At 28.6% G+C, this 21,917-nt stretch carries 17 protein-coding genes; all 17 read left to right on the top strand.

The window, feature by feature from the left end:
• Positions 1-66: 66 nt before the first annotated feature.
• Complete coding sequence (locus tag E6248_RS03380) at positions 67-684, top strand: superoxide dismutase (RefSeq protein WP_316339412.1); 618 nt, start codon at positions 67-69, stop codon at positions 682-684.
• A gap of 127 nt (positions 685-811) precedes the next feature.
• The gene (locus tag E6248_RS03385; protein ID WP_316339413.1) at positions 812-1,429 is read left to right on the top strand and encodes a superoxide dismutase; all 618 of its coding nucleotides are present in this window, start codon (positions 812-814) and stop codon (positions 1,427-1,429) included.
• Between the two features lie 208 nt (positions 1,430-1,637).
• A complete protein-coding gene (locus E6248_RS03390; RefSeq protein WP_316339414.1) occupies positions 1,638-2,363 on the top strand; it encodes a glycerophosphodiester phosphodiesterase in 726 nt (241 codons plus the stop codon).
• Between the two features lie 125 nt (positions 2,364-2,488).
• The gene (locus E6248_RS03395) at positions 2,489-3,406 is read left to right on the top strand and encodes a DUF2935 domain-containing protein (protein ID WP_316339415.1); all 918 of its coding nucleotides are present in this window, start codon (positions 2,489-2,491) and stop codon (positions 3,404-3,406) included.
• Between the two features lie 161 nt (positions 3,407-3,567).
• Complete coding sequence (locus E6248_RS03400; protein WP_316339416.1) at positions 3,568-3,789, top strand: hypothetical protein; 222 nt, start codon at positions 3,568-3,570, stop codon at positions 3,787-3,789.
• 371 nt (positions 3,790-4,160) lie between these two features.
• Positions 4,161-6,557 carry a hypothetical protein gene (locus E6248_RS03405; RefSeq protein WP_316339417.1) on the top strand — a complete coding sequence of 799 codons (2,397 nt, stop codon included), beginning with the start codon at positions 4,161-4,163 and terminating at the stop codon, positions 6,555-6,557.
• Positions 6,557-7,480, top strand: a complete 924-nt coding sequence (locus E6248_RS03410) for an ABC transporter ATP-binding protein (protein WP_316339418.1) — start codon at positions 6,557-6,559, stop codon at positions 7,478-7,480. Before E6248_RS03405 ends, E6248_RS03410 begins: the two co-directional genes overlap by 1 nt.
• Before the next feature lie 16 nt (positions 7,481-7,496).
• On the top strand, positions 7,497-8,384 hold the full coding sequence (locus E6248_RS03415) for an ABC transporter permease subunit (protein ID WP_316339419.1): 888 nt from the start codon (positions 7,497-7,499) through the stop codon (positions 8,382-8,384).
• A gap of 4 nt (positions 8,385-8,388) precedes the next feature.
• Positions 8,389-9,963 carry a pectinesterase gene (locus E6248_RS03420; protein WP_316339420.1) on the top strand — a complete coding sequence of 525 codons (1,575 nt, stop codon included), beginning with the start codon at positions 8,389-8,391 and terminating at the stop codon, positions 9,961-9,963.
• Positions 9,964-9,975: 12 nt separating this feature from the next.
• The gene (locus tag E6248_RS03425) at positions 9,976-10,959 is read left to right on the top strand and encodes a MoxR family ATPase (RefSeq protein ID WP_136006289.1); all 984 of its coding nucleotides are present in this window, start codon (positions 9,976-9,978) and stop codon (positions 10,957-10,959) included.
• A gap of 3 nt (positions 10,960-10,962) precedes the next feature.
• On the top strand, positions 10,963-11,847 hold the full coding sequence (locus E6248_RS03430; RefSeq protein ID WP_136006292.1) for a DUF58 domain-containing protein: 885 nt from the start codon (positions 10,963-10,965) through the stop codon (positions 11,845-11,847).
• 12 nt (positions 11,848-11,859) lie between these two features.
• Entirely contained in the window at positions 11,860-13,647 is a 1,788-nt protein-coding gene (locus E6248_RS03435; RefSeq protein WP_316339422.1) for a BatA and WFA domain-containing protein, read from the top strand.
• A 14-nt stretch (positions 13,648-13,661) separates the two neighbouring features.
• Complete coding sequence (locus E6248_RS03440) at positions 13,662-16,523, top strand: VWA domain-containing protein (RefSeq protein ID WP_316339424.1); 2,862 nt, start codon at positions 13,662-13,664, stop codon at positions 16,521-16,523.
• A 248-nt stretch (positions 16,524-16,771) separates the two neighbouring features.
• Positions 16,772-17,122: an arsenate reductase family protein gene (locus E6248_RS03445; RefSeq protein ID WP_316339425.1), complete on the top strand. Its 351-nt coding sequence runs from the start codon at positions 16,772-16,774 to the stop codon at positions 17,120-17,122.
• Between the two features lie 295 nt (positions 17,123-17,417).
• Positions 17,418-19,091, top strand: coding sequence for an FUSC family protein (locus E6248_RS03450; protein ID WP_316339426.1), 1,674 nt, complete (start codon positions 17,418-17,420; stop codon positions 19,089-19,091).
• Positions 19,092-19,168: 77 nt separating this feature from the next.
• On the top strand, positions 19,169-19,900 hold the full coding sequence (locus E6248_RS03455) for a hypothetical protein (protein ID WP_316339427.1): 732 nt from the start codon (positions 19,169-19,171) through the stop codon (positions 19,898-19,900).
• A 443-nt stretch (positions 19,901-20,343) separates the two neighbouring features.
• Positions 20,344-21,672, top strand: coding sequence for an MATE family efflux transporter (locus E6248_RS03460; protein ID WP_316339428.1), 1,329 nt, complete (start codon positions 20,344-20,346; stop codon positions 21,670-21,672).
• Positions 21,673-21,917 lie beyond the last annotated feature (245 nt).

Consider the following 21,917-nt stretch of genomic DNA (forward strand, 5'->3'; position numbering starts at 1 on the left):
ATTACAAATTAGATAGCTTTTTTGTTTTTTGTATGATATAATAAAGAAAAAAAGGGAGGGAACTTTATGTATAAAAGAATAGAATTACCATATGATTTTAATTCACTAGAACCGTATATAGATGAAGCAACTATGAAAACACACTATGGAAAGCATCATCTAGCTTATGAGACTAATTTAAATAAAGCATTAGAAAATAATGAGGAATATACAAAAGGAAAAACATTAGAACAATTATTAAAGAACATTGATGAATTACCAGAAGGAATAAAAACAGCAGTTGTTAATAATGGTGGAGGAGTTTCAAATCATAACTTGTATTTTTCAATACTTTCTCCAAATGCGAAGAAGGCTCCAGAAGGTAAATTATTAGAAGCTATTAATAAAACTTTTGGTAGTGTAGATAACTTAAAAGAAGAATTAAATAATGCATCTATATCAATTTTTGGTTCAGGATTTGCATTTTTAGCTAAAGATAAGGAAGGAAACTTATCAATAGTTAAAAGACCAAATCAAAACTCACCAGCTATGGATGGTTTAGTACCAGTTATCGCTATTGATGTATGGGAACATGCATATTACTTAAATTATAAAAATTTAAGAGCTGATTATGTTAAGAATATATGGAATGTTATTGATTGGGGTAAGGTAGAAGAACTTTACGAAGAAGATTACAACATATAGACAAAAATAAATATAAAATAAAGCAAAAAGTGTATTAATAATACACTTTTTGTTTTTAATAATAAAGAATAAATAATCAATATATGGGAAAAATATAAATAACATTGTATTAGTGAAAGGAGAAAATATGTATAACAAGATTGAATTACCATTTGAATATAATGCTTTAGAGCCATATATTGATGAAGAGACAGTAAAGACTCATTATGGAAAGCATCTACAAACTTACGAGACTAATTTAAATAAGGCTTTAGAAGGGTATGAAGAATATACCAAGGGGAAAACTTTGGATCAACTTATTAAGAACCTTGCTGATTTACCAGAAGAAATAAGGACAGCTGTTGTTAATAATGGAGGGGGAGTATCTAATCATAATCTATACTTCTCTATATTATCTCCAAATCCTAAGAAAGCTCCAGATGGAAAACTTTTAGAAGAAATTAATAAAACCTTTGGAAGTTTAGAAAAGTTAAAAGATGAATTAACTAATGCTGCTATTACTCAATTTGGTTCAGGATATGCCTTTTTAGTAAAGGATAAGGATAGCAAACTATCAATAGTAAAAAGGGTCAATCAAAATTCACCTGTAATGGATGATTTAATACCTATTTTAACTATAGATGTATGGGAGCATTCCTATTACTTAAAGTATAAGAACTTAAGAGCAGATTATGTTAAAAATATTTGGAATGTCATAGACTGGGGTAAAGTCCAAGGTCTATATGAAGATTGTCATAACATTTAATTAATATATACAGTGAATTCTTTCTTATGAAAGTCTTTACTGTTTTTTTATTTAAAAATTTAAATATAGTAAAGTAGTATTATCGTGCAATATGAAATGAATAATGAAAAGACTCCTAAGAGAATTTTTAATTAGGCTGTTTGTGTAGTAGCCTTATAGTTATAGTATAATTAAGATAATAGTATTAATTAATAAGGAGAATAAATCAATGATTAATTTTGCGCATAGGGGAGCAAGTTCAGATTATCCAGAAAATACAATCCTTTCATTAAGAGAGGGAATAAATGCAGGTGCAAAAGGATTAGAAATAGATGTACACAAAAGTAAGGACAATAAATTAGTAGTAATTCATGATGAGGATATAGAGAGAACTTTTTTAGGAAAAGGATTAGTAAAGGACTATACTTTAGAAGAATTAAAATCCTTTAGAAATAGAAAAAAGTTATTTAGAGACAATGAAGAATGTCATATTCCAACTTTAGAAGAGGTATTAGAATTAGTTAAAGATAAGGAAATAGTACTTAATATAGAATTAAAAACAGATGTTATTCATTATGAGAATATAGAAGAAGATGTTGTAAACTTAATTAATAAATATGGAATAGGAGAGAAAATTATATTATCTAGCTTTAATCATGATTCTTTAAGGAAGGTTAAGAAAATAAGTAATATAAGAATTGGAGTTTTATACGAAAACCCTATAGAGAGTATAATTAGCTACGCTAAAAAATTAGGGGCTTACGCTATTCATCCAGATTTAAGATTAGTTTCTGAGAAATTAATTAAAGAAGCTCATAAAAATAATATAAAGGTAAATATTTTTACAGTAAATAATCCTATTTTTATGAGAATGCTTATAGCAAATAAGGTGGATGGCGCTTTTACAGATTATCCTGAATTATTAAAAGAAATTTTAGATGAGAGTTTATTATAGAAAGAATAGTCAAAAGTATAAAAAGATTATAATAAGGTGTAACATTTTAATTAAATAAGCTTTTATTATGAATATAGAGAAAAGTTTTTCAATATAATATAATAGAAATTTTATGGAGGAAAGCTATGATAAGCCGTAAAAGATATATTTCATTATCTCTAGAACTACACTTATTTTTTGCACGAATAATGAAAGAACATTCTTTGTTCTTAGAAGCAGGATTTACACCTAAAAACACTAAACTTTCTAAGGAAGCAGATAACTATAAGGTACAATTTGAAAAGATATTATTAGAAGCTGTTAAATTAAGTGAAGGTAATATTAGAAGGCGAGTATTAGAATCAGGTGAAATAGTTACAGACTATACTTTAAGTACTGAAAGGAAGACTGAATATTATACAGGCATAGAAATAAACTCAAAAATTACTGTTTTACAATCAATGTTAGATTGTAAGAGTGAGATGGAGTTCGATTCTAAGATGATGAGCTCTATAAAAAAACTTAATAACAAAGCTATAAAATTGTTAGATGGACTTATAGATTTAAAAACTAGAATTTTAAATGAAGTATTATCTTGTAAGCTATTTACTGGTAACTATCCATTACTTATTGAACATATTATACGTGAAGCTAAGCTATATCTTTCATATGTATATGATATTGAAAATAACGAGGATATTGATGAGAAAAATATCAAAGAACAGGAACTATTTTGGAACCAAATTATGATGGAGCATGCTTTATTTATTAGAGGATTATTAGATCCTAGTGAAGAGCAACTAATAGATACTTCAGATAAGTTTGCAAAAGAATATAAGGAGTTAATTGAAAAAGCAAAAAGTATGACTGATGCTACACTTTCAAATGTTACTAATGATACATTAACTGAAACTATTAAGTTAAGAGATTTTAAGAAGGCAGGAACAGTAGGAATAGAGGAATGTAAAATAAAATCTATAATTCTACCACTTCTAGCTGACCATGTATTAAGAGAAGCTAATCATTATATTAGAATATTAAAGGAACATAAAGAGGGTAAATAGGTTTCATATTTCAAATTATAAAAGGCTATTACAGAATTATTCTGTAATAGCCTTTTAAATTTACCTTTAATATGTATTTAAGTATTAAAGGTAAATGGTGATTACCATATTAAAAGAGTGATACAATTAATTAGAGGGTAATAAAAAGGGGGAGGATTAATATGAAAAATAATAAAGTTTGTCCAAAGTGTAGTAGTAATAAGATTCTAAGAATAGAAGGAACAACAGGGGTATATGGAGTGGGAAATAATATTCCAGCTGGTTTTTTTAAAAAATCTGTAAATGTATCTAGATATTTATGCTGTAATTGTGGATTTACAGAAGAATGGGTAGAGGATAAGTCAGATATAGAAAAGTTAATTAAAGAGTACGGAAATAAATGATAAAAGAATGAAAGTATAATGCATAGTGAAAAAAATGAAGAATAAAGAGGAGGTTTTGTATTGCAAAACCTCCTTTATTATGAAGATATTTATATAAAATCTAAGAAGATTTATATAATAATTCTTTCATTATTTTGCCTTGTAAAATACTATTATATTAAGGAAATATTAAAAAATCACACTTATATAGAAAATATTACCAATATATATTAAAATGGAAAAAGAGAAGAGTTTTTATAAAATAACTTTTTAATAAAATCAATTTATGTTGTTTTAATAAAATAAGGAAATTTTAAGATTTTGTTAAGATAAAGTTATATTGTTTCGTCTAGAATTAAAATATAAAGAACTGCAAATTAAGGGGGTAAATCATGAAGTCATTTTTAAAGAAGTTTTTCGTAGCTTTTATGGCAGTATTATTTTTTATGACATTGCCGTTAATGGATACGAAGGCTAGAGCAGAAGATAAGAAAGAAAGTTTTGATGTAAGAATCAGTTCAGGGATAGAAGGGAAGTTTAGAGCTTTAAAATATATTCCTATAACTGTTGAATTTACAAGTAATGAAAAGGATTTTAAAGGAGAAGTAGAAATAAGAGTTACTGGAAATGGTACTGGAAGCTATGATGCTTACAGTAAAGAAGTTTCGACTACTCAAGGAGAAGCTAGTAAGGTAGTTATACCTATTAAAATGTCAGAAGGAAGCAGTAAGATATCAGTTAACTTTGTGGAAAATGGCAAAGTATTATATGAAAAGAAGGGCTTAGTTTCTAGCGGAAGAGTTAGTGAAGCTAATTTGCTATTAGGAGTATTAACAGATGACCAAACAGGTTTATCTTATATTGGTAGCACTAGTTTTGAACTAAATCCTGACCAAAAGGGTGGAATTGAAAAGGTTAAGTTAGATGAAAACATAATTGGAGAAAATAACCTTAATATAGATGGCTTAGATGTAATAATTATAAATAATTACAATATGGCTAATTTAAAGGATGAACATTACACTACCTTAAATTCCTGGATTAATAGAGGTGGATTATTAATTATAGGTGCTGGAGCAAATGAAGGTAAGACTATAAATAATATTAATAAGGACTTCCTAAATATTAAATCATCAGGAGTTAAAGAGCAAAATATTAAAGTAGTAGATGATAGCTTGAATTTAATTACATCATCATTATTAGCTAATGAAGGAAAGGTTAAAGCTGGATCAAAGGAAAATCCATTAGCTTATTCTTTTAGTAGAGGTAAAGGTGAAATTATAGTATCAGCTTTTGATTTAGGTACAGAACCATTAATATCATCTAAAGATGCAGGTAAATTTTTAAGCACTCTATTAGTAAGTAAAATTAGTGAGCTTTATAATAAAAATTATTTTGGCGGTTTTTATCAAAACACATATAGAATTCAAGAAATTTCTAGTAATATTCCAATAAATAATATAGTAGGAACAACTCCATTATTAGTAGTACTTGCTATATATGCAATAGTAATTGGAATAGCTTTATATATTATATTGAAAAAGCTAAATAAAAGAGACTTAACTTGGATTATGGTACCTGCAATATCAATAATATTTGCAGTAGTTATTTACTTTATGGGTTCTTCAACAAGAGTTAATGATATTGTTTTAAATCAAAATAGTATTATTAAAGTTGATAAAAATGGTAAGGGAACTGCAAAGGGATATCTAGGTATTGGAACAAAATATAAAGATGATGTAAAAATAGAAAAACCTGAAGATTTAACTATGAATTATTTAATTAATGATAATTACTATTATGGTGGTCAAGAAGAAAAGATAAGTAACAAATTAAGAGTTAAGACAACTTATAGTGGTAATAATTCATATTTTACTTTTGAAGACAGTGATGCTTTAGATATGAAGAGTTTTGAGATTATAGGTAAGGAACAAGTACTTCCAACTATAGAATCTTCTTTCAATATTAATGAAGGTAATTTAGTGGGTAAAGTAAAAAACACTCTAGGATATGATATAGAAAAGTTATTACTTGTTACAGGTACTAGTGTTTGGGATCTTGGAAATGTAGAAAAAGACGAAGAAAAAGATATAAGTAGCAAAGCTATAGCAAGTTCTTATGGACTACAATCTTATTCAGATACCTTAAGTCAAAATTACTATAATGCTAGATGGAATAATAAAGATAGCTTAAAGAGTAAAGAGTATAAGAATATTTTAAGAAATGCAACTATGATAGGAGTTGCTGCAGAAGAATTAGCTTCAGATAAGGATGTTAAGTTAATTGCAATTACTAATATTCCAATGGACTATAGTGTTAATTTTGAAGGTAAGTCAATTAGTAAGTTTGACACTACAGTAATAATTCAAGATGCTGAAATTGACTTTAAAGATAAGGATGGTAATTATAACTTCCCAGAGGGATATTTTAATCCAGAAGTAGATGGTACTTCAACTAATGTTGGTGTAGATGAATACAATGGATATATTTACGGTAATGGGGAAATAGTTTTTAGATTTGATATACCTACTAATATTGAAATAGTAGATTTAAAGATAAAACAAGGTGTAGATAGGTATGGTAACGGAGCTTCAAATACATCTGAAAAATATATTTACAATTATAGTACTGATAGTTATGAAAGAATATACATGGGCCAAGGTTATGAAAATTTAAAGAATGTTTCTGACTATGTTGAAAATAACTCAATTAAAGTTAAGTACGTTGTAGATGATTTAAAAGGCCAAGAAACTTTACCAAGAATTTCTGTTAAGGGGAGGGAAAAATAATGCTAGTTATAAAGAACCTTGAGAAATCTTATGGTAACTTCAAAGCATTAAATGGAGTAAATCTAGAAATAAAAAAAGGCGAGATTTTTGGATTTATAGGACCAAATGGTGCCGGTAAGAGTACTACTATGAAGATAATTTCTGGACTTCTTTCAGCTGATAGTGGAGAAGTTTATGTAGATGGAATAGATGCAATTAAAGATAATAAAGCATTAAAAGATAAAATAGGCTATATGCCAGACTTCTTTGGAGTTTATGATAACTTAAAGGCTATTGAATACTTAGAGTTTTATGCTTCTATATATGGAATACTTGGAGATGAAGCTAGAGAATTAGCTATGGATTTATTAGAATTAGTAAATCTTCAGGACAAATGGGATGCAAATGTAGATGGATTATCAAGAGGAATGAAGCAAAGACTTTGTCTTGCTAGATGTTTAGTTCATAATCCGGAGCTTTTAATATTAGATGAACCTGCCTCAGGTATGGATCCAAGAGCTAGATATGAAATGAAGGGGATATTAAAGAATTTAAGAGAAATGGGAAAGACTATAATAGTATCTTCTCATATATTATCTGAGCTTGGTGAAATATGTACTAGAATAGGAATAATAAAAAATGGTTCTATAGTTTGTGAAGGAACTGTAGAAGAAGTAACGCTTATGGCATCAGGTACTGCCCCTATTAATATAACTGTAATGGAAGATGCAGATAAGGCTATTTCAATCTTAAGGGAGATACCAGAAGTAAAGGAAATGTCTGTAGATGAAAATAAGATTACTGCAGCTATAGTTGGAGGAGATAAGGAAGCTAGAGATTTATTAAAGACTTTAGTTTCTAAGGATATTCCTGTTATAAGCTTTAGTAGAGCAGCAGGTAATTTAGAAGAAGTATTTATTCAAATTACTGAGGAAAATAAATAAAGAGGGGGGAAGTAATATGAAAATAAATCCAGTTTTAAGAAATGAAAGTAAGCTTACTGTAAGAACACCTAGATTTACAGTAATGCTATTAATATATGTAGCTGTTTTATCTGCTGGAGCACTAATATTTTATAACTCATATAGTAGTGAAATATATGCTTCAGGAATAAATATGCAAGGATCAATCACACTATATATAATTATGGCTGTTATTCAAGCAGTATTACTAATGTTTATAGTACCATCATTAATAGCAACTTCAATTTGTTCTGAAAGGGAAAAGCAAACTTTAGATATACTTTTATCTACTAGATTAAGTCCCCTTCAAATTATCTTAGGGAAGCTATCAGCATCCTCCTTAAAGGTAATAATGTTAGTAGTTTGTACAATACCTCTATATGCTATTTGTGGTTTAATTGGAGGAGTTAAGCTTAGCAATATTTTAGTGCTAGTAGGCTATTTTATAGTTTGTACTATTTTTGTTGGATCTTTAGGTGTGTTAGTATCTAGTTATTCTAAAACATCTAAGGCAGCTACAGCATTAACTTATGGATTAGTTCTCTTTATATTTATTGGTACATTAATTATTGCTTATGTATTACTATTTTTAAAAACCTTTAGAGGTGGATATATGGGTAATACTATAGAGTTTTCACCAATAATATATTTAAGTCCAGCAGTTGGCTTCTTTACATTATTATCAAATCAAGTTGGCTTTGGAGATATGATGTTTATTTCAAGTCAATCGGGAATATATCATCATTCTGAATATATATCAGTAGTAATTCAATTAGTCCTAAGTACAGTATTTATACTTTTCGCAGCTAGAAAGCTTAATCCATTAAATGAAAAGAAAATGTCTAGAAAGAAAAAGGTAAAGGCTAAGAAGAAAGTAAAGGAGTAGAGCTATGAATTCTTTAAATAATGAAATAATCACCTTTATTAAAAAGGCATCAAAAAGAATTAAAGCAAACTTTATACTTAATTTAAGTGTAGTAGGCATTAAGTACCTACTATGCTTAAATTTCTTGATTTTATTAACATCATTATTTATTACTATTCCATATGTAGAGGAAGTTACTATAGGGATATTAGTAATAGGTATAATAGCAATAATTATTTATGGAGCCTTTAAAGCACCTAAGGATAAAGAGGTTGCTTTAATAGTAGATTCAAAGGGATTAAAAGAAAGAGTTACTACTTCATTAGAGCTTATAAATCACGATGATGAAATAACAATAGCTCAGAAAAAAGATACAGTAAATTATATTAAAAACTATAATTTAAAAGAAAATTTAAAGATAAAGACAGAAAAAAAGCAAGTTCTTGTAGTGATAGCTTTATTAGCAATGTGTATATTAACAGCTTTTATTGATACTTCAGCTAAAAAAGAAGCTAATAATATAAGAGAATTTAATAAATATCAACAAGAGTATATTAAAAAAGTTGAAAAAGAAAAGAAAAAAGTAGATAAGTTAGAAGATTTATCAGAAGAAGAAAAAGAAGCTATTAAAAAGATCCTTGAAGATGCAAAGAAGGAATTAAAAGAAGCTGACAAAAAGCTTGATGTTAATAAGACATTAGAAAGAATGGAAAAGAAGCTTGAAGAAGCTAAGAATCAAGCAAAAGACGAGAAAAGTAAAGAAGCTATGGAAAATATGCAGAAGAATTTACTAGATAAGTTTAATAAAGATAAAGAAGAAAATGCTAAGAAAGATTTAAATAAATTAACTAATGAATTATTAAAGAAGAAGGAATCTAAAGATTTAGCTGAAGCTATATTATCAAAGGATAGTAAGGAGCTAGAAAAAGCTTTAGGAAATTTAAAGAAATCCTTGGGGAATATGAGTTCAAGTGAATTAAATAATTTATCTAAAGCTTTAGCAAGTGCAGCTGAAGGTATGGATGATGAAGGCTTAAAAGAAGCTTTAGAATCAGCTTCAGATTCAGTTTTAGATGGTAAGCTTGATGCCGAAGCCTTGAAGGAAGCACTAGAAAATGCTCAAAAGAATGGTGAAGGTAAAAAAGGAGAAGGATCTAATAAAGGTGAAGGTTCTGGAGAAGGCGAAGGAGAAGGCTCTGGAGAAGGAGACGGATCTGGAGATGGCGAAGGCCAAGGAGAAGGAAATGGTCAAGGACAGGGCCAAGGGAATGGTCAGGGTCAAGGAAATGGAACAGGTCAAGGATGGAATACAGGAAGTAGCGAAGGCGAAGAAAATGATATAGATAATAAAAAGGGAGAACAAGTTTATATTCCAGGAAGAGATACTGGCAATGATGGGAATTTAACTGGAAATAAAAATGAAGATGGTGACTCTCAAAGTATAGATTCGCAAAATGGATTTAACTTAGATGGAAGTAAAGTAGATTATGATAAGGTTATTGGAGATTATACTAATAGTGCCTTAGAAGGTACAAATAATAGTAATCTTCCTGAAAGCTTAAAAGATCTTATAAAAGAATATTTCCAAGGATTAAACTAAGGGGTGAAGAAAATGGAAGTAAATGAAAAAGATATATTAGAAGTTTCTGAGAAAATTAAAAGATGTGAAGAAGAAATTTCAAAAGGGATAATAGGCCAAAAAGATATAATAAGAAATGTGTTAATAGCAATCTTTGCTGATGGTAATGTACTACTTGAAGGTATGCCAGGTATGGGGAAAACTCAGCTTGTTAAGACTATTGGGAAGGTTTTAAATTTAAAATTTTCAAGAATACAATTTACACCAGACTTAATGCCTGCTGATGTAGTAGGTACTAATATAGTAGTTAAGGAAGGGGATAATACCTTATTTAAGTTTGAAAAAGGTCCAGTATTTACAAACCTTCTATTAGCAGATGAAATAAATAGAGCAACACCAAAGACTCAATCTGCTTTACTTGAAGCCATGGGAGAAAAGACAGTTACTGTTGGTAAAACAACATATGAGATGTCAAAGCCTTTTATGGTTCTTGCAACACAAAACCCTATTGAGCAAGAAGGAACTTATCCATTACCAGAAGCTCAATTAGATAGATTTTTATTTAAACTTAATGTAGATTTTCCAAATCTTCAAGAGTTAAAGGAAATTATGGATTTAACATTAACTAACGATAAGGTTAATTTAACTTCAGTTCTTGAAGGTGATGAAATAATAAGAATAAGAGATATTATTAAGGAAATAAAGCTTGCTGATGCAGTTAAGGAATATGCATTAAAGCTTATACTTGCAACTCATCCAGAAATAGAAGAGGGTGCAGAAATTACTAAAAGATATGTTGAAGCTGGTGCAAGTCCAAGAGCAGCTCAAGGTATTATAAGTGGAGCTAAGGTTAGAGCTGTTATGGAAGGTAGATTAAATGTTTCCTTTGAAGATATTAAAGCTTTAGCTTACCCTATTTTAAGACATAGAATAATTCTTAACTTTGATGCTATTACAGAAGGCTTAACAGAGGAAAGTATTATAGATAAGATACTAGAAGATTTAAAGGTTGTGTAGATAATGGGGGAAAGATTATTTAATGAGGACTTCTTTAAAAAGCTAAATAAGATCAATATGCATATTAATTTAAAGCTTTCCTCTGGAACTCAGGGAGGAAGAAAGTCTAAGGCTAAGGGAGTATCTGTTGAGTTTTCTGATTATAGAGAATATGCCCCAGGAGATGACTTTAGAAGAATAGATTGGAATGCTTATGGAAGATTTGATAAGTTTTTTATTAAAGTTTTTATGGAAGAAAGAGAAGGTGTATTTAATTTCTTTATAGATAAGAGTAAATCTATGGATTATGGTGAATCAAGTAAGAAAGATACTGCCTTAAAAGCAGCTGCAGCTTTAAGTTATATTGCTTTAAATAACTTAGATAGAGTAAATATTTCAACTATGGATAGTGGAGAAATAGATAGTATGAAATCAGCAGCAGGTAATAAAGCTTTTAGAAGAATATTAAAGGAACTTGAAGATATTGAGTTTAATGGAAGTACTGATTTAACAAAGAGTATAAAAAGAAGGCCCTTATCTCCAAGAGGTGTATCTATAGTAATATCAGATTTCCTAAATAATCAAGGTACATCTAATCTTGAAGATGCTTTAAAATACTTAGCTTTTAAGAAGCAAGATATTATTTTACTTCAAATATTATCTGAAGAAGAAATTAACCCGGATTTTAATAATGAAATCACTTTTATAGATTCTGAAACTGGTGAAAATGTAAAGATGAGTATTACACCCAATATTATTAAAGAGTATAAGTCTATGTTAAAGTCATATAACAAATCTATTGAATCTTTAGCTAGAAAGTATGGTGGGAAATTTATTAGTGTAAGCTCATCAATGGAAATAGAAGATATTATTTTAGGTGAGTTTAGTAAGAAAAGAGTATTGTACTAGGGGGATGATGTTATGGGATTTACTAATTTATGGCCATTATTTTTATTAATAACTATTCCTCTTTTAGTACTACTTTATATATTGAAGAGAAAGTATAGAGAAGAGGTTATATCTTCAACCCTTTTATGGAATGAAGTATATAAAAATACTAGAGCTAATACACCTTGGGAAAAGCTTAGAAAAAATATAATGTTATTACTTCAAATAATAATACTATTATTACTTATTTTTAGTTTAATGAAACCATTTTTAAATTTTGGAGGCAAAAGCTATAAAAATATTATTTTATTAATAGATAATACAGCTAGTATGAGTGCAGAATATGGAGATGGTACAAGACTTGAAGAAGGTAAAAAACTTGCTAAGGAGTTTTTAGCTTCAACTAAGGATGATACTAATACCTATATTATTTCTTATGATGGTGATAGCAAATTACTTCAAAATGGAGATTTTAATAAAGAAATTTCAAATGAGATAATTTCAGAGATTTCTCAAAGCTATAATACTGGTGATATAAGTGAAAGCTTATCCTTCATTAAGGCTATAGGAGAAGGAATAGAAGAAGAATATGAAGTTATAGCATTTACAGATAAAGACTTTTCTTTAGGCGATGTTAATGGAAAAATAGTTTCTTTAGCAAACTCTGGAGTTAATGCTTCTATAGATAATGTTTCACATAAGTTTTTAGAAGATAAGGTAAGGGTAATAGCTACTGTTACTAATAGAGGTTCAGGAGATTATGCAGGAGACTTTTCTCTTTATGATGGTGAGGAATTGCTTTCAGTAACTTCTTTAGAACTTAAAGAAAGTGAAAGTAGAACCTTAACTTTTGATTTACCGACTATTAAATCAGAAGTTCTAAAGGGAGAGCTTTCTAGAAAAGATATGATTCTAGAAGATAATACTTATAATCATGTAGTTGGAAAGAAAAAAGTGAACAAGGTTTTAATAGTTACTGAGCAAAACTTATTCTTAGAAAAAGCCTTTAGTAGCATAGAAAATACAGAGGTATATAAAACTAATAGCACTTCAAATTTAACTAGTGCAGATAAGTATGATTTATATGTTTTTGATAATGTAACTCCAGATGTTATGCCTAGTGAAGGAAGTTTACTATTTATAAATCCATCTTCAAATGAATACTTTAATGTTATTTCAGGTGGAGAAGGTGGAGAAGCTAAAGCAGTTATAGGAGAAGTATCTAAATATTTAGAAGACACAACCTTTACTGCAGCAAAGTATAATTCTATAGAAATACCTTACTATGGAAGAGGTTTTTTAAATATAGATGAGGATTATATAGGATTTAAAGGGGAAGTAGATGGAAGAAAGATTGCAGCGTTATCCTTTGACCTTCATGATAGTGATTTCCCATTAAAGAAGGAATTCCCTATATTAGTTTATGACCTTGGAGAAAATATGATTTCTAGTGGAATGGTGTATAAGAGTAACTTTAAGGCTGGAGATAAGATTATAGCTAGAGGTCTGTCTTCAGAAAATAATATTTTATTAACATATCCAAATGGTGAGACCTTAGATTTAAAATCTGGGGATGAAGTTAAAGAAGATAATCAGCTTGGAGTATATAAGCTAAATGTATTAGAAGAAAAGGAATTATTTTCAGTAAACTTCCCATCAGAAAAGGAAAGCAATACTTCTATAAGTAATATAAGTGAAAGTGAAAATATAGTAAAAGCTAAAGCTGATTTAAAGAGAGGCTTAAATATTTCACCACTTTTAATACTACTTGCAATGGGAATAGTAGCTTTTGAATGGATAATGTATAAGAGAGGAAACTAGAGGAGGCAAGGAATATGAAGATTGAAATAGGAAACCTATATTTTTTAATATTAATCCCAGTAATTTTTGCCTTTATGTACTATAGCTATAAGAAATATAAGCCATGGAGTAAAAATGAAATATTTATCTTTATAAGTAGGATAGTGATTTTTACTTTATTAATATTAGCCTTTGGAAATATAACTATTAATTTAAAAGGTAGAAATATATCAACTGTATTTCTTTTAGATGTCTCTGATAGTATTGGAGATTTTGAAGAGTCCGGGAAGGATTTTATTAATACTGCTATTGAAAATATACCTTCAGGGAATAAGGCATCAGTAGTTTTATTTGGTGATAATTCAAAGATAGATAAGGTACTAAATAAGAAGAAGACTTATAAGACATTAAATGAAAATCCTGTAACTACAGCAACTAATATTCAAGAAGCTGTAGAAAGTGCATTAAGTCTTTTTGAAAGAGGTGGCTCAAAGAGGATAGTTTTAATTACTGATGGTGAAGAAAACCAAGGTGATATATTAAAATCTATACCTTTAATAAATGAGCAGAAAATAGATTTTAAGGTTTATAAGGTAAGTGGTGAAAAGGGAAATGAAGTTTATGTAGATAGTGTTAAAGTACCAGATAATATAGCTGTTGGCGAAGAGTTTTCAGTTTCTATAGATATAAGATCTAACTATGCTACAGATGCAAAACTTACTTTATTTTCTGGTAGAAATAAGGTAGGAGAGCAAGAAGTAAAGATACAAAAAGGGAAAAATACCTTTGTATTTAAAGATAAGCAAGCTTCAGGGGGCTTTAAAGGATATAGAGTATTAATAGAAGCAGCAGATGATACTAATAAGGCAAATAATGAATATAGCACCTTTACTAATGTAATGGATAAACCGAATATTTTAATAATCAATGGTATTAATGGAGATTCAACAGCTCTTGAAGGAATATTATCAAATTCTGGGGCTAATATAAAGAAAATAACTGCGAGTTCTTCTCCAAGTACATTAAATGAATTATTAGAGTATAAGACAATAGTATTAAATGATGTTCATAGAGATGATTTAACTAATGGATTTATGGATAATATAGAGGCCTATGTTAAGGATTATGGTGGTGGGCTTATTACCTTTGGTGGTGAAGACTCTTATGCTCTTGGAGGATATAAAGATACTTCACTAGAAAAAGTATTACCTGTATATATGGATAAGAGAGGTAAGAATGAAGTTCCTGCTATAAGTATTAACTTAATTATAGATAAATCAGGAAGTATGAGTGCCGAAGGTGGAGGAGTAAGTAAACTTACCTTAGCAAAAGAAGCTGCTATGAAGGCCTTAGAAAACTTAAGAGAAGTAGATGAAATTTCAGTAATTGCCTTTGATGATACTTATGATGTTGTTGTACCACTTCAAAAGGTGGGAGATAAGGATGAAATCAAAGAACTTATTTCTGGAATACAAATCAGAGGTGGAACTTCAATATTCCCAGCTCTGCAAAAGGGATATGAGATGCAGGTAGAAAGTTCTGCAAAGATAAAACACACTATATTATTAACTGATGGTCAAGATGGATATAGTTTTGATAATTATGCAAGCTTACTTCAAGGATTTAATGATAATAATGTTACTTTATCTACAGTAGCTGTAGGGGAAGGTGCTAATAGTGATCTTTTAGCACAATTAGCATCAATAGGAAGAGGAAGAAGTTATTATACTGATATATATACTGATATTCCAAGAATATTTGCAAAGGAAGTATTATTATCAGCTGGAACTTATATAATTAATGAAGAATTTACACCTAAAATATTAAGTAACCATGAAATATTATCAGGCGTTAAAACTTCAGATGGAATTCCAAGCCTTTTAGGATATATAGGAACTTCTATTAAGGAAAATGCAGTAGAAATATTAAGTTCTAGCCATGATGAACCAATATTAGCTGCTATGCAATATGGAATAGGTAGGACAGTTAGTTTCACTTCAGATATAAATGGACAGTGGAGTAAGAATTATTTAGCTTGGGAATATGGACCACAGCTTATTAAAAACATGGTTTACTTTACTATTCCTAAGTATGGAGAAGATGGATATTTAAATATTACTCAAGAAGGAAATGAAGCTAAAATAGAGTTTTATAATGATAAGATATCTAAGGATGCAATAGTTAATGGAGTATTTAATGGAGAAAATGGAGAAGAAGGAAGCTTTGAATTATCACAAGTTGAACCTGGAAAGTTTGAAGCAAAAGTTCCATTATCATCATTAGGATTCTATAACTTTAGTGTAAGAGAAGAAGAAAGTGGAGAAGTGAGGAATACCTATAAGGGAGCCTTTGCCCTTCAATATTCTGATGAATATAAGTTTAACACTAATGCAGAAAAGTTAGATGTAATAGTAAAGGAAACTAAGGGTAGCTTTATAAATAAACCAGAGGAAGTCTTTGAAGGCAAGCTTGAAAGGGATTATAAGAAGATTAACTTAACTACACCACTTCTATTAATAGCAATTTTATTACTTATGCTAGATATTGCATATAGAAGATTAAACTTTAATTTAGTATCTTTCCTAAATAAGAAAAAACTTAAGGTTAAGAAAGATAAAAAAATAAAGGAAAAGGAAGTAGTAAAGAATAGTAAAAATAGTATTACTGAAAAAACTTCAAAATCAAATGAAGTTCCAGCTTCTAAAGTTATTTTAGAAGAAAAACAAGCAATAAGAGATAAGGCTAAAGCTGAATTAACTGAAGAGATAAAGAAGGAAGCTAAGAAAGAAAAGAGTAATAAGAAATCAAATAAAACTTCTAAGAATGAAGAGAAAAAATCTTCTTCAATAGATACTAGTGCCTTACTTAAAAAGAAAAGTGATAGAAAGAAAATATAATTGGTGGCTGTCTCCTAAGTGATTTTTAATCACTTAGGTGTACAGCCTACTTTATTGTTTTTAAGTAAACTGATACCTAGAGACTAGGCACTTATAAAAAGTGTTTAAGTCTATAGGTATTTTTTATATAATTAAAGTATTATTTTAATATATAGTTTAAAGGTGAAAGTGAGGTGTAGTACTGACGCACAATTAAAAATTAATAATGAATAATTTTTAATTTGGCTGTTTGTGCGACAGACTTAATTATGAATATACAGATATTTGGAACTAAAAAGTGTTTTGATACTAAAAAGGCTGAAAGATTTTTTAAAGAACGAAGAATAAAGTATCAATTAATAGATATGAAGGAAAAGGGTATGAGTAAGGGGGAGTTATCATCAGTTAAAACTGCTATTGGCATAAATGAACTTATAAATACTAAGGCAAAGAATTATATAAGATCTAATTTAGGGAATGTAAGAAGTACTGAGATTAAAGAAGGGATATTATTAAAGGATCAAACTTTAATTAATACACCAATTGTTAGAAATGGAAGAAAAGCAACTGTAGGTTTTAAGGCGCAAGTTTGGGAAGAATGGATTAATGAAGGTAAATAGACCTGTATATAAAATTAATATAATATTTAAATACGATAATATTAAAAAATGGTGCTGTCTCACAATGAAAAATTAAGAACTAAATCAGTAATTCTTAATTTTTAGTTTTTAACTCTTAATTTGGGCTGTTGGTGTGACAGCCCTATTTTCATATGGATAAATGAGATATATTTTTATATAGCCTTTTTATAATACTGACTAAAACTTAAAAGAAAGTTAACAATTATAGCGTTATTGAATTATAAAAATTAATATGATAGTATTTCTCCTTGGATATAGAAAGGGAGAGGTAGCAGTGAAAAATAAAATAATAACAAACACACTAATATTCATTTTTATAATTTTATTTGTGAATTTATTTAAAACAATTTTTGGACCAGGAAATGTTCTAATAGGCGTAACTATAATTACTATGGCATTAGTTCTTATGGAAGTAGATTTAACTATAACGCCAGTTGGTAATTTTTTTAAGATATTATTTTTAAATTTATTTAGTCTAATATTTTCTGTTTTATCAATTCAAAATGTATGGATTGGAATTATATTAAACTTTATTGGACTATTTACAATAGGATATTTGCTTAGTGGAAACTTAAAAAAATCTATGGTAATCCCCTTTGGTTTACAGTATTTCTTTATGATTTTTTATCCTGTTGAGGGAAGTGACTTAATAAATAGATTCTTAGCATTAATAGCTGGAACTATATTCATAATGATAATTCAATTCATTGTAAATAAAGATAAAATAATTAAAACTGGCACTAAGGTAATAAACAATATTAGTAACAATATTTTAATTAAGATAATAGCAATACAGAAAAATGAAAGCTTTGGGAAAGAAAATTTTGCAATTTCAGAATCAATAAATTACTTAAAGAGAGTTATTTATGATAAAAGAGTGGACAACTATTATCTAACAAAAGATGGAATATTAACAACAGATATTTTATGGGCACTTGAGAGGATAAATTTACTTTTAGATAATATTAGTGAATTAGAAAATAGAAGTGACTATAGTGACTTATTAAATGATGTATATAGTGAAGTTGAAATAATAAAAGATAGAAATTTAAGTTTAGAAGATATAGATAAAATAAAGTCTCATATTAATAATCAAAAAGTAAGGTATGAATATGTTAATGAGTTTGTTGACATAATGACCATTCTTTATAAGAAAGTTGAAAGTATAGATATTATTGATAATAAGGAAAAAAATAATATAAGAAAAGAATGTGAAGTTCCACACCATTTTCACAAGAGATTTGTTCATAAAAGTAATTTAAAAATTGATTCGGCTAAAGTCAGGTATGCCATAAGATTAGCAATAGTAGGGTCAATTACTGTATTTATAGCAAAATTATTCAATTTATCTGAAGGAAGATGGATGTGCTTTACAATTTTCTCTTTAATTCAGCCATATTCTGAAGTATCAAATAGTAGGGTAAAGGATAGAGTAATAGCAACTATAATTGGTGGAATAATTGTATTAATATCTTTCTCAGTTATTAGAAATCAAACTGCAAGATCTGCTATTATTCTATTAGCTGGATATTCGGATTCCTTTTCAAGAAATTATAGGGAGAAGATGATATGTGTAACAGTATCAGCAGTTGCTTCAGCAGCAATGGCTGGTGGAACTATTGATTTAGTAGTTAAAAGAATATTATTTGTAATGATAGGTGCAAGTTTAACAGTAATTGCTAACAAGTTTATTTTCCCATATAAGATTGATGATATGAAGAAGTATCTTATTGAAACATATAATTCTTTAATAAAACAAATGAAGTATGATATTAAAGAAACCCATAATGATTATAGTGTAAGAAATCTTTATCTAATTACAGGATTTATAGATGATAAGATGAAATTATCAATGGAGTTAGCTAAGGAAGAAAAAAACAGCTTTATAGTAAAAAATAGAATAAGAGTGAGCGATATTTATAAGTCATTAGTTAATATTAAAAATTAAAATTACTATTTTGTAGCAAAAGTACATAGATAGAAATATTTATATAGTAATAGCAATAAAATAGGGAGAAAAACCATATGCAAATGATGGATATGCTTTTTAGAGGACTTATGGGAGGTCAAATGGGTGGCGGAATGCCTAATATGGGTGGCATGCAAAATCCAATGGGTGGCTCAGGTGGAAATCCTCTTATGAATATGCTTTTAGGTTCAATGATGGGCGGAATGGGAGGACAAAGGCCAGGACAAAACCAAGGAAATAATCCATTATCCATGCTTATGAATGGTATGGGCGGAATGGGTGGAATGGGAAATGGAACAGGCCAAGGCAATGCAGGCAATCAAGGCAATGGAATGAATCAATTATTAAGTATGCTTATGGGTGGCGGAATGCCAGGGCAAAATAATATGAATGGAAATATGAATAGTAATATGAATGGTGATATGAATAGTAATATGAACAATCCATTGTCCATGCTTATGAACGGTCTTAATCCTCAGCAAGGTCCTCAAGGTAATATGGGATCTCAAGGCCAGCAAGGGACTAACAGAAATAACAGTATGGATATGAACCAGCTAATAAGTATGCTTATGGGTGGAAATCAAGGTATGCCAAGTAATATGAATAACAATAATAGTAATAATGGTAATATGAATAGCAATAATGGTAATGCTGCTCAACAAATGGATCCACTTTCAATGTTACTAAATTCCATGAATGGTGGAATGGGAAATAATAATAGTCAAATGAATAGTAATCAAGGTAATAATGATGGAAGAAGATCTTCAAGACATCATAGAAGAAGATAAAAGGTGTGCTAGCGCATGATTAAGAATTAAAAATGAATAATGAATAATTAAGGAGAAAACTCCTATAGGAGTTTTTGAAATTAAATTGTTTTTGGTAATTTGAATTAAATTACCCAAGGTGAATGTTCAGTTATAATAAAAATTATTATTTACATTAATGTGGCTGCCTTTGGGCAGCTATATTTTACTTAACATAATATATTTACTTAACATAATAGTTTAATGGATAATTTACACTTTAAGACTTTATAATATTTTAAGGTGAAATTCCTTTGAAAAGTAAAGTATATAAATTGAAATTATATTTAATAAATCATAAATAAAAATACTTTATTATTTTCTTAAGAAATGGTATTCTATATAATCGAGGATGAAAGTCTACAAACAAAAGACAAAATATAGATATAAATATATAGAGGAGAGTAAAAAGTATGGATAAGAATTTGACAAAAGATATGACAACCGGAAATCCTGTGAAACTTATATTATTATTTTCAATACCATTACTTATAGGGAATATATTCCAACAATTTTACAGTATGGTAGATACAATAATAGTAGGGAGATTTGTAGGGGTAGATGCCTTAGCAGCCGTTGGGTCTACTGGATCTATGGCATTTTTAATAAATGGCTTTGTTGTTGGACTATCTAGTGGATTTTGTGTTTTAATATCTCAAAGATTTGGAGCTAAGGATGAAGATGGGCTTAAAAAAGCTACATCAAGTGCTTTAGTATTATCTTTAATAGCAACTATTATAGTTACAATAATAAGTATGGTTTCTGCTAGACCACTACTTACTTTAATGAATACTCCAGATAATATAATAAATGATGCTTATACATATATTATAATTATTTATGCAGGTACTATTGCAACTGTTGCTTATAATATTTTAGCAAGTATATTAAGAGCTTTAGGAGATAGTAAGACTCCATTATATTTCTTAATAATAGCGTCTATTTTAAATATAGTTTTAGATATAGTATTTATAGTTAACTTTAATATGGGAGTAGCAGGAGCAGCATATGCAACTATTATATCTCAGGCAGTTTCAAGTATTTTATGTTTAATATATACATATAAGAGATATAAGATATTAAGACTTAAAAAAGAAGACTTTGAAGTTAAGAAGAGAGTTTATATAAAGCATTTAAAAATAGGTATTCCAATGGCACTACAATTTTCGATAACTGCTCTTGGAATTATGACAGTACAAGGTGCCTTAAATGTATTTGGTTCTACAGTAATTGCAGCATATACAGCAGCTTCTAAAGTATTACAAATAGTAATGCAGCCAGCAATTACTTTTGGAGTAACAATGGCAACTTATTGTGGACAAAATTTAGGAGCAAGAAACTATGAACGTATAAAAGAAGGCGTAAAGAAATGTATTCAAATATCTATAGTAACTAGTATTATTGCAGGGCTTATATTAGTTTTCGGTGGAAAGTTCTTCGTAGGGTTATTTATAAGTAATCCAGATGCAGCTATATTAGCTTATGCACAAGAATGTTTAAATTACGCAGCAATATTCTTTATTCCTTTAGGATTAATATTTATATATAGAAATGCCCTTCAAGGAATGGGCGAATCCTTTGTTCCTATGATGGCAGGAGCTTATGAACTTATAGCAAGGGCAATAGTTGCATTTACATTACCTAAATTTATAGGATATACAGGAATATGTTTATCTGATCCTATAGCTTGGCTTGCAGCAGCAATTCCATTAGGACTTTATTATCATAAAAAAATGAAAACTATAGCAAATTAATAATGTGCAAAGCTTGTTGAGAAGAATTAGAAAGTAAAGAAATAGTTATTATAAATTAATTTTTAGTATTATAGAAAATTGAATATTTAAATAGTAGATGATTATAAAGGTAGAATAGTTAATACTTTATAATCATCTATTTTTTATTTTATAGTTAAATTAATAAAATTTAATAAAAAGGATAAATTTTGATTAATATATTGAACATTTATTTGGATTATCATAGAATTATAGGTAGTATATGT

The sequence above is a fragment of the Clostridium sp. genome (assembly GCF_032552055.1).
In the GTDB taxonomy this organism is placed as follows: Bacteria; Bacillota; Clostridia; order Clostridiales; family Clostridiaceae; genus Clostridium.